The following is a 13,259-nucleotide window of genomic DNA, read 5'->3' on the forward strand; positions in this document are numbered from 1 at the left end:
CAACGTTGCGACCCTTGGGGCCCAGCGTCACCTTGACCGCGTCGGCGAGGCTGTTCAGGCCCCGCTCGAGACCGCGACGGGCCTCTTCGTCGTACGCAATTGTCTTGGCCATTGCGTTGAGATCCTCCACATGTATATGGGGCTGACACACAGAGCGACCGCAGGTTGGATCGCCCCATTACGCTGGCCAGGTACGGTGCCCGCGACGGACGACCGAGGGTGTCTGGGAACCCGGTCTCACCTGCCCGACCTAGCACTCACTGGTCGAGAGTGCCAGGACCCTTTTTAGCACTCAAAGGTATCGAGTGCAAGGTTACGGATCCGACGGCCGCATCGTTCGCAATCGGCGATACCGGCTGGACGGCGCGGTATCCGGGTCGGCGCGCTCACGTATCGTCGGTGACTCTCAACGCCAGGGCGACGAAGGCGTCGGTGCGTCGCTCCTCCGGACTGCGCGGCTCGCCGCGTTCCACGGTCACCTGCTCGGCGTCGTGAAGCAGCAGTTCCGCCTCGATTCGCATGATCGCCCGGATGAACGGGGGCGCCACCTCGGGCGGCAGATCGCCGTTGACGATGTAGCTGCCGTCCGGGCCGTCCTCGGTTTCGACATAGGACAGCGCGCGCAGCAGGTCTGCGCGTAGTTCCCCCGCGATCAGGTCGGAATCCGATCCATCCGCCATAGCAATATCGTATCCGGACCACCGATCACCTCATCAGCCCCACAACTACACAGCTGTATCGGCGAGCGATCATGTCCACCGCGACCGCCCCGGAACCGGGGCCCGGCCTGGGCGGATCGGCGAAACCGGCGAACCGGTCCGACGCGACGCGTCGTGTCGAACCCGTTTCCGGCACCGCGCCGGCGTCTCGAATCCGGATGCCGACGAGCACCGATCAGGCAATCGGCGCGGCCGGCGGCTGCGGCGGAGCGGGCGGGCTGGGCGGAGCGGGCGGGCTGGGCGGAGCGGGCGGGCTGGGCGGATTAGGCGGGCTGGGCGGAGCGAGCGGGCTGGGCGGAGCGGGCGGGCTGGGCGGAGTGGGCGGAGTGGGCGGCGTCGGTGCGGCCGGCGGCTGCGGCGGGTCCACCGGATTCGGTGGCATGAACTGGGCGAGCTGGGCGACGAGATCGCGTTCGATATCCGCTTTGGTCAAGCCCAGCCCCGACAGCACACCGCTTCCGTCCTCCTGCTCGAGCAGCGCGAGCAGCAGATGTTCGGTGCCGATGTAGTTGTGGCCGAGCCGAAGCGCTTCCCGGAAGGTCAACTCCAGCGTCTTGCGGGCACTCGCGGTGTACGGGATGAGGGCGGGGACCTCGTCCACCGCCGCCGGGAGCGCCGCCGTCGCGACCCGGCGCACCGCGTCCAGCGACACCCCCTTCGCGACGATGGCATGTGCCGCCAGGGCGCCCGGCTCGCTGAGCAGTCCGAGCACCAGATGTTCGGGCTGGATCTCCGGATTGCCCGCGCGCCGGGCCTCCTCCATGGACGCCATCACGACATTGCGCGCGCGGGGAGTGAAGCGTGCGAATCCGGCATTCGGATCCATCGCGGGATCACCCGGTTTCGGCACGAAACGCTTCTGCGCGGCCTGTTTCGAGACGCCCATGCTCTGGCCGATATCGGTCCAGGAGGCGCCCGACCGGCGGGCCTGGTCGACGAAGTGGCCGATCAGGTGATCGGCCACCTCGCTCATATGCCCGGCGACCACCACGGCGTCGGAGAGCTGTTCCAGGACGTCGTCGGGCCGGGCGAGTTTGATGCCCTCGATCAGATCGTCGAGGCGGATGCGTTCGGTCATTCGTCAACTCTAGGTTGACTGACGCATCTTAGTCAATCATAAGTTGACGGCAGGTCACGGCCGCGCCTGCATCGCCGCGCCGCGCACGATCATCTCCTTCACCACCGCGGCCGGGCGGCCGGTCAGGGCGCGCGGGGTCGGGGCGTCGTCGGCGCGGACGAACTGCACCACCCCGTCGCGACGCCCGAGGCTGATGCATTGCAGGACGTAGCGGAAACGCAGGTCGTCCGGTTCCGCACCGCGCATCCGGGCCAGCGCCGACCGCGCGGCATGGGATCCGGTCGGCAGCGCCGTCGCACAGGCCATCCGCAGTTCGCGGCCGCCCGGTCCGGCGATCGCGGCGCAATCGCCGGCGGCGTACACCCGCGGATCGGACGTGCGCAGCGTGGTATCCACCAGGACCCGGCCGCGAGCATCGACGGCCAGGCCGGCGCGGGCGGCGAGATCGCTCGTGGTGAAACCCGTTGTCCACAAGATAGTTTCGGCATCGATGCGCCCGCCACCGGCGAGCCGCACGCCGTCCGCCGCCACCTCGACCACCTTGGCGCCCGCGTGCACCTCGACGCCGAGCCGCTCCAGAGTGGCGGCGATATGCCGCTGCGCGCGATCGGAGAGCCAGAAGCCCGGCTGTTCCGAACTCACCAGCGCCACCGGCAATTCCGGATGCGATTCGGCGAGTTCGGCCGCGGTCTCGATACCGGTCGCCCCGCCGCCGACCACCGCGACGCGGCCACGCAGCGGCGGCAGCGCGGCGATGTCCTCCAGGGTCGCCACCGGATGGGCGTAATCCCGTACGCCGGCGACGCTGTCGACATCCGCGGCGCTGCCGAGCGTGTACACCAGCGTGTCGTAACCCAGCACCGAACCGTCGGACAGCGAAACCTCCTGTGCCGCAGTATCTATCGCCGTGACCCAGCCGCGGACGAACTGGGCGCCCCTGCGTTCCAGCAGGGTTCGCAGATCCCGGCGCCCGATCGTCTGCCCGGCGGCGAGCTGATGCAGCCGCACCCGCTCGACCATTTCCGCACGGCTGTCGACGACTGTGATCTGCGCGCCGCGGGACTTGCAGAGTCTGCCCGCCGCGGCCAGGCCGGCATAGCCGGCACCCAGCACGAGGATTCGATGGGATGCGGTGTGATGTGCGCTCATGGGTGACTCCTTCTCGAGGCCGACACACTTCAGACCGGACAGCCCGCCGATCCCTGACAACGATCGGCTGTGTTCCGCGTCACCCCAGACGTGTCACCCCAGACGTTCTGCCTCCGCCGGCGCGGGGAAGCGACCGAAGTACGCGAGTTTGTCGGGATTGACCAGGATCCGGATCGCCGAGATACGCTCGTCGGCCACGTCGGCCGCGCCGATCAACAGCAGTTCGCCGTGGACCCGGGCCACGGCCGCCGGTGCGCCGTTGACCTCCTCGATGCTCAGTTCCAGATCCTCGACCTCGCGGTGGAACAGTCCGGCCAGATAGCGCGCCACCCGGCCCGCCCCGACGACGGGCCGGCGAGCCGCGCTCATCTTGCCGCCACCATCGGCGACCGACACGATATCGGCGGTGAACATCTGTTCCAGGGCGGTGATATCGCCTGCCCGGGCGGCCACGAGGAAGCGCTGGAACAGTTCCCGGGCACGGGCGGGTTCGGCGTCGAACCGGGTGTTTTCGCTGCGGACGTGCAGGCGGGCGCGGCGATAGAGCTGCTGCGAATTCGCCTCGGACAGCTCGAGCATGTCGGCGATCTCCCGGTGGGAGTAACCGAACGCCTCGCGCAGGACGAAAACGGCGCGTTCGGCGGGCGACAACCGTTCCAGCAGCGTCAACACCGCCAGCGAGACCAGTTCGCGCTGCTCCGCGGATTCCATCGGACCGAGTTCGCCCCCGCCGGTCGGCACCGGCTCCGGCAACCACGGGCCCACATAGGTTTCGCGACGTGTGCGCGCCGACTCCAGCCCGCTCCGGCACAGATTCACCACGACCGTGGTCAGCCAGGCCTCGGCGGACCGGATCTCGGCGCGCTCGGTGGCCTCCCAGCGCAGATAGGTCTCCTGGACGGCGTCCTCGGCCTCGCTCGCCGAGCCGAGCATGCGATAGGCGAGCGCGAACAGGCGGGAACGATGGCGTTGGAATTCGGCCAGACCCGTATCGTCCATCCGCTGCGCCCTCCAGTGCAGGCCCGGTAGTCGAGGGCGAGGTTACTCGCCGCCGGCACCCGGGTCGCGTTTCGGCCAGGTGATGTGCGGCAGGGTGATGTGCGGCCGCGGCGACTCGCCGGCCGGCGGCGGGGCCGGACTCGGCGACGTATTGCGGCGCAGGCCCGAGCCGTCGTCGGAGGGCGCCGGAGTCGCGGTGACCGAACTCGCGGGCGCGGCACAGCAGGTCTTCTCCTGGTCGTGGGCGCAGGCCGTCAGGGTGACGGCGAGGGCGGCCGACGACAACGCGGCGACGACGAATTTCTTCACGAGATCTCCCCGGCTCGAGCGCCGCATCTGCCGCGGCGCATGCGAACACGCTGCGGCACAGCACTTGCCGATCTCGTATGGATACCTAAAAGCCCAGCACACGCCGGGCGCGGTTGTTATTCCGTGACCATTCCGATGGCGACCGCGACCGGCTTGTCGGCCTCACTCTTGGACAGGCACACCAGCTTCGCGGTCCCCAGCGCCACATTCGGGCTGCCGTCGAACTTCGAGCCGGGGTTCTCCGCGATAATGCGGTCCATCAGGGACTTCTCACCCTCGATATCGAGTTTGCGGAACTCGTCGCAGGTGGTCGCCGAGGCCGGGCCCAGGCCGGAATGCTCCGGATGCGCGGTGGTGCCGGGCGTCTCGGCCGGCGGCGCCGGTGCGGGGGTCGTCGACGACGCGGGAGCGGGGGCCGAGGTCGCGACGGCCGAACCGTTTCTGCGCAGGCCGTTGGCATCGGCGGACGAATGGTCGTCGCCGCAGCCGGTGAGGGCGACGGTCAGCGCGCCCAGGGCGACGGCCGTCACGGTCAGTCGTTTCATCTCGTGCGTAACCCCCGAGTGGTCCGGCAACGCCGAATCTCCTCCGGCGCGCGCCGGATGCCTCCGGCGCGGCTCGCAGCGTACCGGCCACATCGGCGATTGAAAACCCCGGCCTTACCGCGGGGTTCGGATCGAATTGCGGCCCTTACGATTCGGTGGCAGCGGGGTCCGAACCACGTCCGGAGGCCGCCTCCAGCGGCAACCGGACGACGAATCGGGTGTCGCCCGGCGTGGACTCGACCCGGATGTCGCCGCCGTGCTTGTTCACCACGATGCGGAACGAGATGTCGAGGCCGAGTCCGGTGCCCTCACCGACGGGTTTCGTGGTGAAGAAGGGCTCGAAGATCCGATCCCGCAACTCTTCCGGCACGCCCGGTCCGGTATCGGCGATCTCCACTGCGGCACAGTCGTTTTCGCGATAGGTCCGTACCGTGAGCGTGCCGGATCCGTTCATCGCCGCCACCGCGTTGTCGATGAGGTTGGTCCACACCTGGTTCAATTCCGCTGCGTAGCAAGGAACTTCGGGCAGTGCCCGGTCGTACTCCTTGACCACGGCGATGTCGTCGCCGATCTTGCGGGCCAGCATCACCAGCGTGCTGTCGAGCAGTTCGTGGATGTCGACCACCTGGAACGGCGCCCGATCCATCTGTGAATACTGCTTGGCCGCATGGACGAGCGAGGAGATGCGCCCGGTCGAATCGGTGATCTCGTTCATCAGCAGTTCGGTTTCGACGGTGTAGTTCAACCACCGGATCGCACCTTCGAACACTCCGTCGTCGCAGTGTTCGAGAGTGCCCGCGACCTTCTCCAGCCAATCGATGTCGAAGCCGGCCTGGACGAAATTCGGTGCCAGATCCCATCCGTTGGCGATGTTGTGATCGGCGAGCCAGTCGCCGAGTTCGTCCTCGCGGTCGGCCGCCTCCATCGCGGTCAGGGTCGGCGCCTTGGCCACCTGGGTGGCCGCCTCCTCCTGGAGCTGCACCAGCGCCTCGAGCGCGGCGGAGTCGAACTTGCCGTGCGCCATCATCTTCAGCTTGTGCCGCATACCGGCGACCCGATCCCGCAGCGAGGAGGTGGCCCGCACCGCGGCCGCCGCGGGATTGTTCAACTCGTGGGTGAGCCCGGCCGACAGCGAACCCAAGGCCAGCAATCGTTCCCGCCGGCCGATGATCTCGTTGGTGTTGCGGTTGCCGAAGAACGCGCCCTCCAGCAGATGCAGGGCCATCGGGAACCATTCCTGCATCATCCGGGCGAAGGTCTCCGCGTCCAGGACGAAGAACTTCGACGGTTTCGTCACCGTGAGCGAACCCGTGTAGTTCTGGTCGGCCCGCTCGCCCATATACGCCGTCCACGCGCCGGCATACGAGCCGCGATGATCGGTGCGAACGAGTTCGAGATTCTCGCCCGCGGACAGCTTCGAGAGCACCACCTCACCGTCCATCAGGACGTAGAAGCAGGTCGCGAGCTCACCCTCGCGGTAGACCGGACCCGGTTCGAAGTGTTCGACCCGGCCCTCCCGGCAGAGCCAGGCCAGCTGTTCGTCGTCGAGCTTCTCGAAGAGGAACAGGGTGCGCAGTTCCGCCGGATCACACAGGGTCCGGGAGCCGGTGACCGTGCGGTTGTCGTCGCTCACGTGCGCCTCCTACTGCTTCGCGAGGTATCGGTGGACCAGCATGACCGCCATCGCGCCCTCGCCGACCGCGGACGCGACCCGCTTCGCCGACTCCGAACGCACATCACCGGCGACGAAAACGCCCGGGATGCTGGTTTCGAGATGATGGGGTGGGCGGGGCAGTTCCCAGCCCGGCGGCCGCGTACCGTCGACCATCAGATCGGGTCCGGCCAGCACGTAGCCGGATTCGTCGCGGATGAGATGCCCGTCCAGCCAGTCCGTTTCGGGCGCCGCGCCGATGAACAGGAACAGCCGTTCGGCGTCGACCTTGTCTTCCGCGCCGGTCGCGTTGTTGCGCAACACGATTCGTTCCAGATGATCGCTGCCGTCGGCGGCCACGACCTCGGTGTTGGTGCGCACCTTGATATTCGGCACGGCCTCGATCTGCCGGATCAGATAGTGCGACATCGATTGGTCGAGCGAACTGCCGCGTACCAGGATGTGCACCGTGCAGGCGTGCCGGGACAGGAAGACCGCCGCCTGCCCGGCCGAATTCGCCCCGCCGACGATGTAGACCTCGCGATCGGCGCAATCGGCCGCCTCGGTCATCGCCGAGCCGTAGTAGACGCCGCGGCCGGTGAAATCGTCCACCCCGGGCGCGGGATGGTGCCGGTAGTTGACGCCGGTGGCGATCAGCACGGCGTGGGCGCTGACGCAGGAGCCGTCGGAGAACAGCACCCGCCGGGCGGAACCGCACGCCTCCAGTCCGACCACCTCGCGCGCAGTGATCAGTTCGGCGCCGAATTTCACCGCCTGGCGCCGCGCCCGATCGGCCAGCTGGGCACCCGAAAGCCCGTCGGGGAAGCCGAGATAATTCTCGATCCGGGAACTCTGCCCGGCCTGCCCGCCGGTGGCGGTGCGCTCCACCAGCACCGTGCGCAGCCCCTCGGACGCGCCGTATACGGCCGCGCCGAGTCCGGCCGGACCGCCACCCACCACGATGAGGTCGTAGAACTCACCACTCGGATCGGTATTCAGCCCCACGCAATCGGCCAGTTCGCTGTCGGAGGGCGACAGCAGCACGTTGCCGCTCGGATCGATCACCACGGGGCACTGTTCGGCGTCGGCGCCGGCGGCCTCGAGCAGACGTAGGCCCTCCGGATCGTCGGCGAGATACCAGCGATACGGCAGCTGATTGCGGGCCAGGAATTCGCGCACCTCGGAACTGCGAGCCGACCAGCGGTGACCGATCACCTTCGTCTCGTGCACCGGACGGCGGTCGTCGCCACGCCACGATTCCAGCAGCGCGTCGACCACCGGATACAACTTCTCCTCCGGCGGATCCCACGGTTTGAGCAGATAGTGGTCGAGGTCGACCACATTGATGGCGTCGATGGCGGCATTGGTGTCGGCATAGGCGGTCAGCAGCACCCGCCGCGCATAGGGGTGCAGGTCGATCGCGTGCTCCAGGAATTGAATGCCGTCCATACCCGGCATTCGATAATCGGCGATCAGCACCGCGACCGGCTGGCCGCGCAATTTCAGTTCGCGCAGCACGTCCAGTGCCGCGGCACCGGATTCCGCGCGCATGATGCGATAGTCGGCTCCGTAGCGCCGCCGCAGGTCGCGCACCACGGCCCGGGAGACGCCGGGGTCGTCGTCGACACTGAGAATTACCGGTTTGACGGCAGCTGGTGAAGTCACATCGAAAAGTATGAGCGCCCGGCGGGCGCGTTGCCCAGAATGTTCGCTACGGGCACCACAGCGATCACACCAAGCGGTGTTCGACGAGGTCGAGTTCGCTCGGCGTCAGTAAACGTTCGAGCCTTTCCTCCCGCTCGGCCAGGTTGCGGCGCGATCGCCGGCCGTGGTTGCGGAAGGCCGCCGCCAGCGGCCCGGAATCCGAATCGGGAAGTAACGGAACCGATTCCGCCTGCCGACGATGGAGGATGGTTCGAATATTCACGGCCGATCACCTCACAGGGACGTAGAAGCGTGCGCTCCGGTCTGTTGCTTCGTTGCCTGCCGTAGTCGTCTATCCGCCATTGTGCGTCGCCCATTACGGCCGGCGAAACGGATCACATCAGAATGTGACCTAGTTGATCTTCAACGGAAAAGTGGCCTCCCTCACAGGGTCGCGGGTCCGGCTGCCACGTCTAGGATTGCCGTTACCGACCGTCATAACCACGCCCGTCACGATCCCGGAGGCAGCGTTGCCGAACACCCTGGAAGCCACCATCGACATCTCCGCCGCCCCGGACAAGGTCTGGGCGGTCGTCTCCGATCTCGGACGGATGCCGGAATTCAGCCCCACCACGCTGAAGATGATTCCGCTGGGCACGCCCCGCGCCGGCACGTGGACGGTGAACCTCAACAAGGTCGGCCGCAAGTACTACCCGACCACCTCGCGCATCGTGCGCTACGAGCCCAATCAGGCCTTCGCCTTCCGGATGAACGAGAACGCCACCGTGTGGAGCTACACCCTCGAACCCACCGCGGCGGGCACCCGGGTGACCGAGCGCCGCGACGTTCCGAACGGGGTGCGCAAACCGGTTCGGGTGATGATCGACGCACTTCTCGGCGGCGAGCAGCAGTTCGAGGCCGATCTGGTCGCGGGGATGAACGAAACCCTCGGCAAGATCAAGGTCGCGGCCGAGCGCTGATTCGGCGCGCCCGCGAGCGGGGCCGGGTTCGGCCGCGTAGTTTGCCCGGTATGCGACGGGTTGCGAGCGTAATGGCGGTGCTCGCGGGGACCACCGTGCTGCTGAGTGGTTGTGGCAGTTCGGATTCGGGGACCTCGCGCGAGGTGACGGTGGTCGGCACCGGGCAGGTGCGCGGAGCGCCGGACACCCTGAACGCCGACGTGGGTGTCGAAGTCACCGCGCCCGATGTGTCCACCGCCATCGCGAACGCGAACGGCAAGGCGAAGGCGATCACCGACGCGATGGTGAACGCGGGCGCGAAACGCGAGGACATCCGCACGACCGATGTGTCGGTGCAGCCGCAGTACGGTCCCGACCACAACGTCACCGGCTACACCGCGACCAACACCGTGCACGTCGTGGTCCGCGATCTGCCCAAGGCCTCGGCCGTTTTGTCGTCGGCGGTGCAGGCCGGCGGTAACGACACCCGCATCCGCGGCGTCTCGTTCGCGCTCGACGACAATTCGAAACTGCTCGCCGACGCGCGAGCCGGCGCCTTCGCCGACGCCAAGGCGCGCGCGAATCAGTACGCCGTGCTGTCCGGACTGCAGTTGAAGGACGTCAAGACCATCAACGAGACCAGCAGCGGCGAATCGACGCCACCGCAGGCCAAGGCCCAATTCGCCGCGCCCGACGTCCCTTTGGAGCCCGGTCAGCAGACGGTCACCTTCACGGTGACGGTCACGTGGACCATGGGCTGACACATCCGCGGAGCGCCGGGCCGGTGCGGGATCCGGCCCGAGCGCATCGACCGGCTACTTCCAGTTGGGCAGTTTCGCCACCTGCGCGGCGTAGGACAGGCCCGCGCCGAAGGCGACCAGCAGCGCCGCCGCACCGGGTTTGCTCTCACCCGAACGCAGCATCGCCTCCATGGCCAGCGGGACCGAGGCGGCCGAGGTGTTGCCGGTCTCCTCGATGTCGTTGGCCAGCGCGCAATTGGCCGACAGCTTCAGCTCACGCGCCATGATCTCGATGATGCGGCCGTTGGCCTGGTGCGGCACCATCGCATCGATATCGCCGGGGGTCAGGCCCGCGCGCTCGATCGCGTCCAGGCAGACCTTCTTCAGCGAATGGGCGGCCCAGCGGAAGACCGCGGTGCCCTCCATCGCCAGATACGGGCGGACCGCGTCGGTGCCCTTCTCGTCGATCTCCCGGAAGAACTCCATCCAGTCCTTGTCCTGGCGGATGGCGTGATGCTGTTCGCCGTCGGAACCCCACACGGTCGGGCCGATGCCGGGCTCGTCGGACGGTCCCACGATCACCGCGCCGGCGCCGTCGGCGAACAGGAAGGCGGTGCCGCGGTCGGCCGGGTTGAACGTGTCCGTGAGCCGCTCGACGCCGATCACCAGCACATGGCCCGCGGTGCCGCCCTTCACCAGATCCGAGGCCACGCCCAGCGCATGACAGAAGCCCGCGCACCCGGCGGAGATGTCGAATGCGGCCGGATTGTTCATTCCGAGCTCGGTGGCGATCTGCGGAGCGGCCGCCGGGGTGAGCAGCAGCCACGTCGAGGTCGCGACGATGACGCAGTCGACCTGCTCGGCGGTGATCCCCGCCGCCGCGATGGCATCGCGCGCCGCAGCGGCGCTCATGGCGATGATGGTTTCGGATTCGGAGGCGAACCGCCGGGTCCGGATGCCCGAGCGGGTGCGAATCCATTCGTCGGTGGAATCGATCGGTCCGGCGACCTCGTCATTGGTCACGACCCGGGCGGGGCGGTACACACCGAGCCCGAGCATCGCCGTGTGCTCCACCCCGGTGACTTGGGCGAGTCGAGCAGCCATCGCGCATCTCCTATGTACCTGCCGGCGGGCCGGAGAACCGGAAGACGGTTCCGGTCCGGGCGCCACCCGCGTATCGAACATTCCTTCATCGGGCCCCGGGGGCCGACGCGCTCGTGGTTCGTGAACCGACGGTGTCACCGACGAGTCCATGCTTTACGAACGCGTAGACATGAGGCCCCCTCATATTAGTAGGAATGCTAATCCCCAGGGTGGGTATTGTCACAATCGATTCGTGGAGAACCGGCTCGCAGACTGGTTCCGATACCGAACCGTGGCGAGGCGGAGACAGCAATTTCCGACGAGTTTCCCTGGAGGACATGATGCTCGGTCTCGGAATCATCGGCTGGATCATCATCGGTGGCCTGGCGGGCTGGATCGCCAGCAAGATCATGGGCACCGACGCCCAGCAGGGCATCCTGCTCAATATCGTGGTGGGCGTGGTCGGCGGCCTGATCGGCGGATTCATCCTGCGGCTGTTCGGCGTCGACGTGCACAGCGGCGGATTCTTCTTCAGCTTCCTCACCTGCCTGGGCGGAGCGGTGATCCTGCTGTGGCTGGTGCGACTGGCCACGGGGCGTAAAGCCGCCCACTGAGCCGCCCGCGGCGGGGGGTGCGTCCAATCGGGGCCACGCCACGGTGATGCGGTGTCCCGTAAGGTGTGAGCGCGGTCGGCGGAAGCTCTGCGGACCGAATGTCATCCGCGCACGAAAGAGGAGTCCGTGGCCCGCCGCCCCACCCCGCCCGGTACGCCCGAACGTACCGGACTCGGTCATGTCGCCGACCTGGTCAAAGCAGCGATTCCGCCGCTGCATCCCGCCGGCCTGCCCTTCGTGGCCGCGCCGCTGGCGGTGGCGGTCCTCGGCGGGCGGCGCCGGCGCTGGCTGCGCCGCACCGGACTCACCGCGGCCGCGGCCTCGGCGGCCTTCTTCCGGCATCCGCACCGGGTGCCGCCGAATCGGGCGAATATCGTCGTCGCCCCGGCCGACGGTGAGATCGCGCTCGTCGACACCGCGGTGCCGCCCGCCGAACTGAACCTCGGCGACGCTGCGCTGCCCCGGGTGAGCATCTTCCTGTCGGTACTCGACGTGCACGTGCAGCGCACCCCGGTTTCGGGCACCGTGCGCACCATCGCCTACCAGCGCGGCCAGTTCCGCTCGGCGGATCTGCCGGAGGCCAGTTCGGTGAACGAGCGCAACAGCATGGTGCTCGAGACCGCCTCCGGTCAGCTGGTGACGGTGGTGCAGATCGCCGGACTGCTGGCCCGCCGCATCGTCTGCGACGCGAAGGTCGGCGACGCGTTGAGCATCGGCGAAACCTACGGTCTGATCCGGTTCGGCTCGCGGGTCGACACCTATTTCCCGGCCGGCACCCGGCTGCTGGTCGAGCCCGGGCAGCGCACGATCGGCGCGGAAACGGTGCTGGCCGAACTGCTGCCATGATCGAGAACACCGTGACCGAACCGGGTCGCCGCCGCCGCACGATCCGCCTGCTGCCGAGCATCGTGACGATCCTGGCGCTGTGTGCCGGACTGTCGGCGGTGAAATTCGCACTCGACGGCTCGCTCGACATCGCCCTGGCGATGATCGGCGCGGCCGCCGTCCTCGACACCCTCGACGGCCGGCTGGCCCGGATGCTGTCGGCCACCACCAAGATCGGCGCCGAACTGGATTCGCTGGCCGACGCCATCTCCTTCGGCGTCGCCCCGGCCCTGGTGCTGTATGTGACCTTCCTGCGTCAGGACAGTGCGGGCTGGATCATCGCGCTGATCTACGCGGTGAGCATCGTGCTGCGCCTGGCCAGGTTCAACACGATCATGGACGACGACACCCGGCCCGACTGGGAGCGCGAATACTTCACCGGCGTCCCCGCGCCGGCGGCGGCGTTGATCGCGCTGCTGCCGATCGCGCTGCACAGCCAATTCGGTGAGGGATGGTGGAACAACTTCCCGGTGGTGGCGGCGTGGACCGTGTTCGCGGCGCTGCTCGCCGTCAGCACGATCCCCACGCTGGCGATGAAGTCGGTGTCGGTGGCGCCGCAGGCGGCGGCACTGCTGCTGGTGCTCGTCGCGCTGGCCGCGGCCGCCCTGGTCACCTATCCGCTGATCCTGCTGATGGTGCTGATCGGGCTGTACCTCGTGCACATCCCGTTCGCGTGGCGCTCGCAGCGTTGGGTGGCGGCCCGGCCGGAAACGTGGCACCACAAACCGGCCGAACGCCGCGCGCAGCGGCGTGCGGCCCGGCGGATACCGCCGATCGGTGAAGGCGCCCGGTTGCGGCTGCGCCGGCCACCGGGCATTCGCGAATCGTCGGCGCGGTTGCGGCTGCGCCGGCCGGGCGGGCGCTGATCCGTCGAGCTCGATCCC

Annotated in this window: 15 protein-coding genes and 1 pseudogene; 5 read left to right on the forward strand and 11 right to left on the reverse strand. The window is 68.2% G+C overall.

Annotated features, from left to right (window positions below; all coding sequences use genetic code 11):
- The 10 genes and pseudogenes from IRT45_RS37245 to IRT45_RS30375 form a co-directional block, all read right to left on the reverse strand.
- Positions 1 to 112, reverse strand: a 112-nt coding sequence (locus IRT45_RS37245; protein WP_228535540.1) for a hypothetical protein, incomplete at its 3' end; no start/stop codon positions are given.
- 274 nt (positions 113 to 386) lie between these two features.
- A complete protein-coding gene (locus IRT45_RS30335) occupies positions 387 to 680 on the reverse strand; it encodes a hypothetical protein (protein ID WP_030516558.1) in 294 nt (97 codons plus the stop codon).
- Positions 681 to 1,107: 427 nt separating this feature from the next.
- A pseudogene (locus IRT45_RS30340) lies at positions 1,108 to 1,797 on the reverse strand (Clp protease N-terminal domain-containing protein); the annotation flags it as partial.
- Positions 1,798 to 1,851: 54 nt separating this feature from the next.
- Positions 1,852 to 2,946, reverse strand: a complete 1,095-nt coding sequence (locus tag IRT45_RS30345) for an NAD(P)/FAD-dependent oxidoreductase (protein WP_194809240.1) — start codon at positions 2,944 to 2,946, stop codon at positions 1,852 to 1,854.
- Between the two features lie 93 nt (positions 2,947 to 3,039).
- The gene (locus IRT45_RS30350) at positions 3,040 to 3,945 is read right to left on the reverse strand and encodes an RNA polymerase sigma-70 factor (protein WP_194809241.1); all 906 of its coding nucleotides are present in this window, start codon (positions 3,943 to 3,945) and stop codon (positions 3,040 to 3,042) included.
- Between the two features lie 42 nt (positions 3,946 to 3,987).
- A complete protein-coding gene (locus tag IRT45_RS30355) occupies positions 3,988 to 4,254 on the reverse strand; it encodes a hypothetical protein (protein WP_194809242.1) in 267 nt (88 codons plus the stop codon).
- A gap of 116 nt (positions 4,255 to 4,370) precedes the next feature.
- A complete protein-coding gene (locus IRT45_RS30360; RefSeq protein WP_194809243.1) occupies positions 4,371 to 4,799 on the reverse strand; it encodes a hypothetical protein in 429 nt (142 codons plus the stop codon).
- 145 nt (positions 4,800 to 4,944) lie between these two features.
- Positions 4,945 to 6,432: an ATP-binding protein gene (locus tag IRT45_RS30365; protein ID WP_194809244.1), complete on the reverse strand. Its 1,488-nt coding sequence runs from the start codon at positions 6,430 to 6,432 to the stop codon at positions 4,945 to 4,947.
- Positions 6,433 to 6,441: 9 nt separating this feature from the next.
- Complete coding sequence (locus IRT45_RS30370) at positions 6,442 to 8,115, reverse strand: FAD-dependent oxidoreductase (protein ID WP_194809245.1); 1,674 nt, start codon at positions 8,113 to 8,115, stop codon at positions 6,442 to 6,444.
- 64 nt (positions 8,116 to 8,179) lie between these two features.
- Positions 8,180 to 8,377: a hypothetical protein gene (locus tag IRT45_RS30375; RefSeq protein WP_194809246.1), complete on the reverse strand. Its 198-nt coding sequence runs from the start codon at positions 8,375 to 8,377 to the stop codon at positions 8,180 to 8,182.
- Between the two features lie 247 nt (positions 8,378 to 8,624).
- On the opposite strand from IRT45_RS30375, the gene IRT45_RS30380 reads away from it, so the two are divergent.
- Together IRT45_RS30380 and IRT45_RS30385 are read left to right on the forward strand one after the other, a co-directional pair.
- Positions 8,625 to 9,074 carry an SRPBCC family protein gene (locus tag IRT45_RS30380; RefSeq protein ID WP_194809247.1) on the forward strand — a complete coding sequence of 150 codons (450 nt, stop codon included), beginning with the start codon at positions 8,625 to 8,627 and terminating at the stop codon, positions 9,072 to 9,074.
- Positions 9,075 to 9,124: 50 nt separating this feature from the next.
- A complete protein-coding gene (locus IRT45_RS30385; protein WP_194809248.1) occupies positions 9,125 to 9,814 on the forward strand; it encodes an SIMPL domain-containing protein in 690 nt (229 codons plus the stop codon).
- A 54-nt stretch (positions 9,815 to 9,868) separates the two neighbouring features.
- Here the strand turns inward: IRT45_RS30385 and IRT45_RS30390 are convergent, their stop codons facing one another.
- Positions 9,869 to 10,897 carry a beta-ketoacyl-ACP synthase III gene (locus IRT45_RS30390; RefSeq protein WP_194809249.1) on the reverse strand — a complete coding sequence of 343 codons (1,029 nt, stop codon included), beginning with the start codon at positions 10,895 to 10,897 and terminating at the stop codon, positions 9,869 to 9,871.
- Between the two features lie 320 nt (positions 10,898 to 11,217).
- Between IRT45_RS30390 and IRT45_RS30395 the strand changes: the two genes are divergently transcribed.
- The 3 genes from IRT45_RS30395 (at position 11,218) to IRT45_RS30405 (ending at position 13,241) form a co-directional block, all read left to right on the forward strand.
- Complete coding sequence (locus tag IRT45_RS30395) at positions 11,218 to 11,490, forward strand: GlsB/YeaQ/YmgE family stress response membrane protein (protein WP_194809275.1); 273 nt, start codon at positions 11,218 to 11,220, stop codon at positions 11,488 to 11,490.
- 126 nt (positions 11,491 to 11,616) lie between these two features.
- Positions 11,617 to 12,336 (forward strand): phosphatidylserine decarboxylase, encoded by a 720-nt coding sequence (locus tag IRT45_RS30400; RefSeq protein WP_194809250.1) that lies wholly within the window; start codon positions 11,617 to 11,619, stop codon positions 12,334 to 12,336.
- Positions 12,333 to 13,241, forward strand: coding sequence for a phosphatidylcholine/phosphatidylserine synthase (locus tag IRT45_RS30405; RefSeq protein ID WP_051756550.1), 909 nt, complete (start codon positions 12,333 to 12,335; stop codon positions 13,239 to 13,241). The genes IRT45_RS30400 and IRT45_RS30405 overlap by 4 nt, the downstream gene beginning before the upstream one ends.
- Positions 13,242 to 13,259 lie beyond the last annotated feature (18 nt).

The organism is Nocardia sp. BSTN01 (assembly GCF_015354405.1).
GTDB lineage: Bacteria > Actinomycetota > Actinomycetes > Mycobacteriales > Mycobacteriaceae > Nocardia.

What these genes read in the sequence shown, in the direction of transcription:
- IRT45_RS30405 (WP_051756550.1), top strand. Translation starts at nt 12,333, where the DNA reads ATGATCGAGAACACCGTGACCGAACCGGGTCGCCGCCGCCGCACGATC.
- IRT45_RS30390 (WP_194809249.1), bottom strand. Translation starts at nt 10,897, where the DNA reads ATGGCTGCTCGACTCGCCCAAGTCACCGGGGTGGAGCACACGGCGATG.
- IRT45_RS30395 (WP_194809275.1), top strand. Translation starts at nt 11,218, where the DNA reads ATGCTCGGTCTCGGAATCATCGGCTGGATCATCATCGGTGGCCTGGCG.
- IRT45_RS30345 (WP_194809240.1), bottom strand. Translation starts at nt 2,946, where the DNA reads ATGAGCGCACATCACACCGCATCCCATCGAATCCTCGTGCTGGGTGCC.
- IRT45_RS30385 (WP_194809248.1), top strand. Translation starts at nt 9,125, where the DNA reads ATGCGACGGGTTGCGAGCGTAATGGCGGTGCTCGCGGGGACCACCGTG.
- IRT45_RS30335 (WP_030516558.1), bottom strand. Translation starts at nt 680, where the DNA reads ATGGCGGATGGATCGGATTCCGACCTGATCGCGGGGGAACTACGCGCA.
- IRT45_RS30360 (WP_194809243.1), bottom strand. Translation starts at nt 4,799, where the DNA reads ATGAAACGACTGACCGTGACGGCCGTCGCCCTGGGCGCGCTGACCGTC.
- IRT45_RS30350 (WP_194809241.1), bottom strand. Translation starts at nt 3,945, where the DNA reads ATGGACGATACGGGTCTGGCCGAATTCCAACGCCATCGTTCCCGCCTG.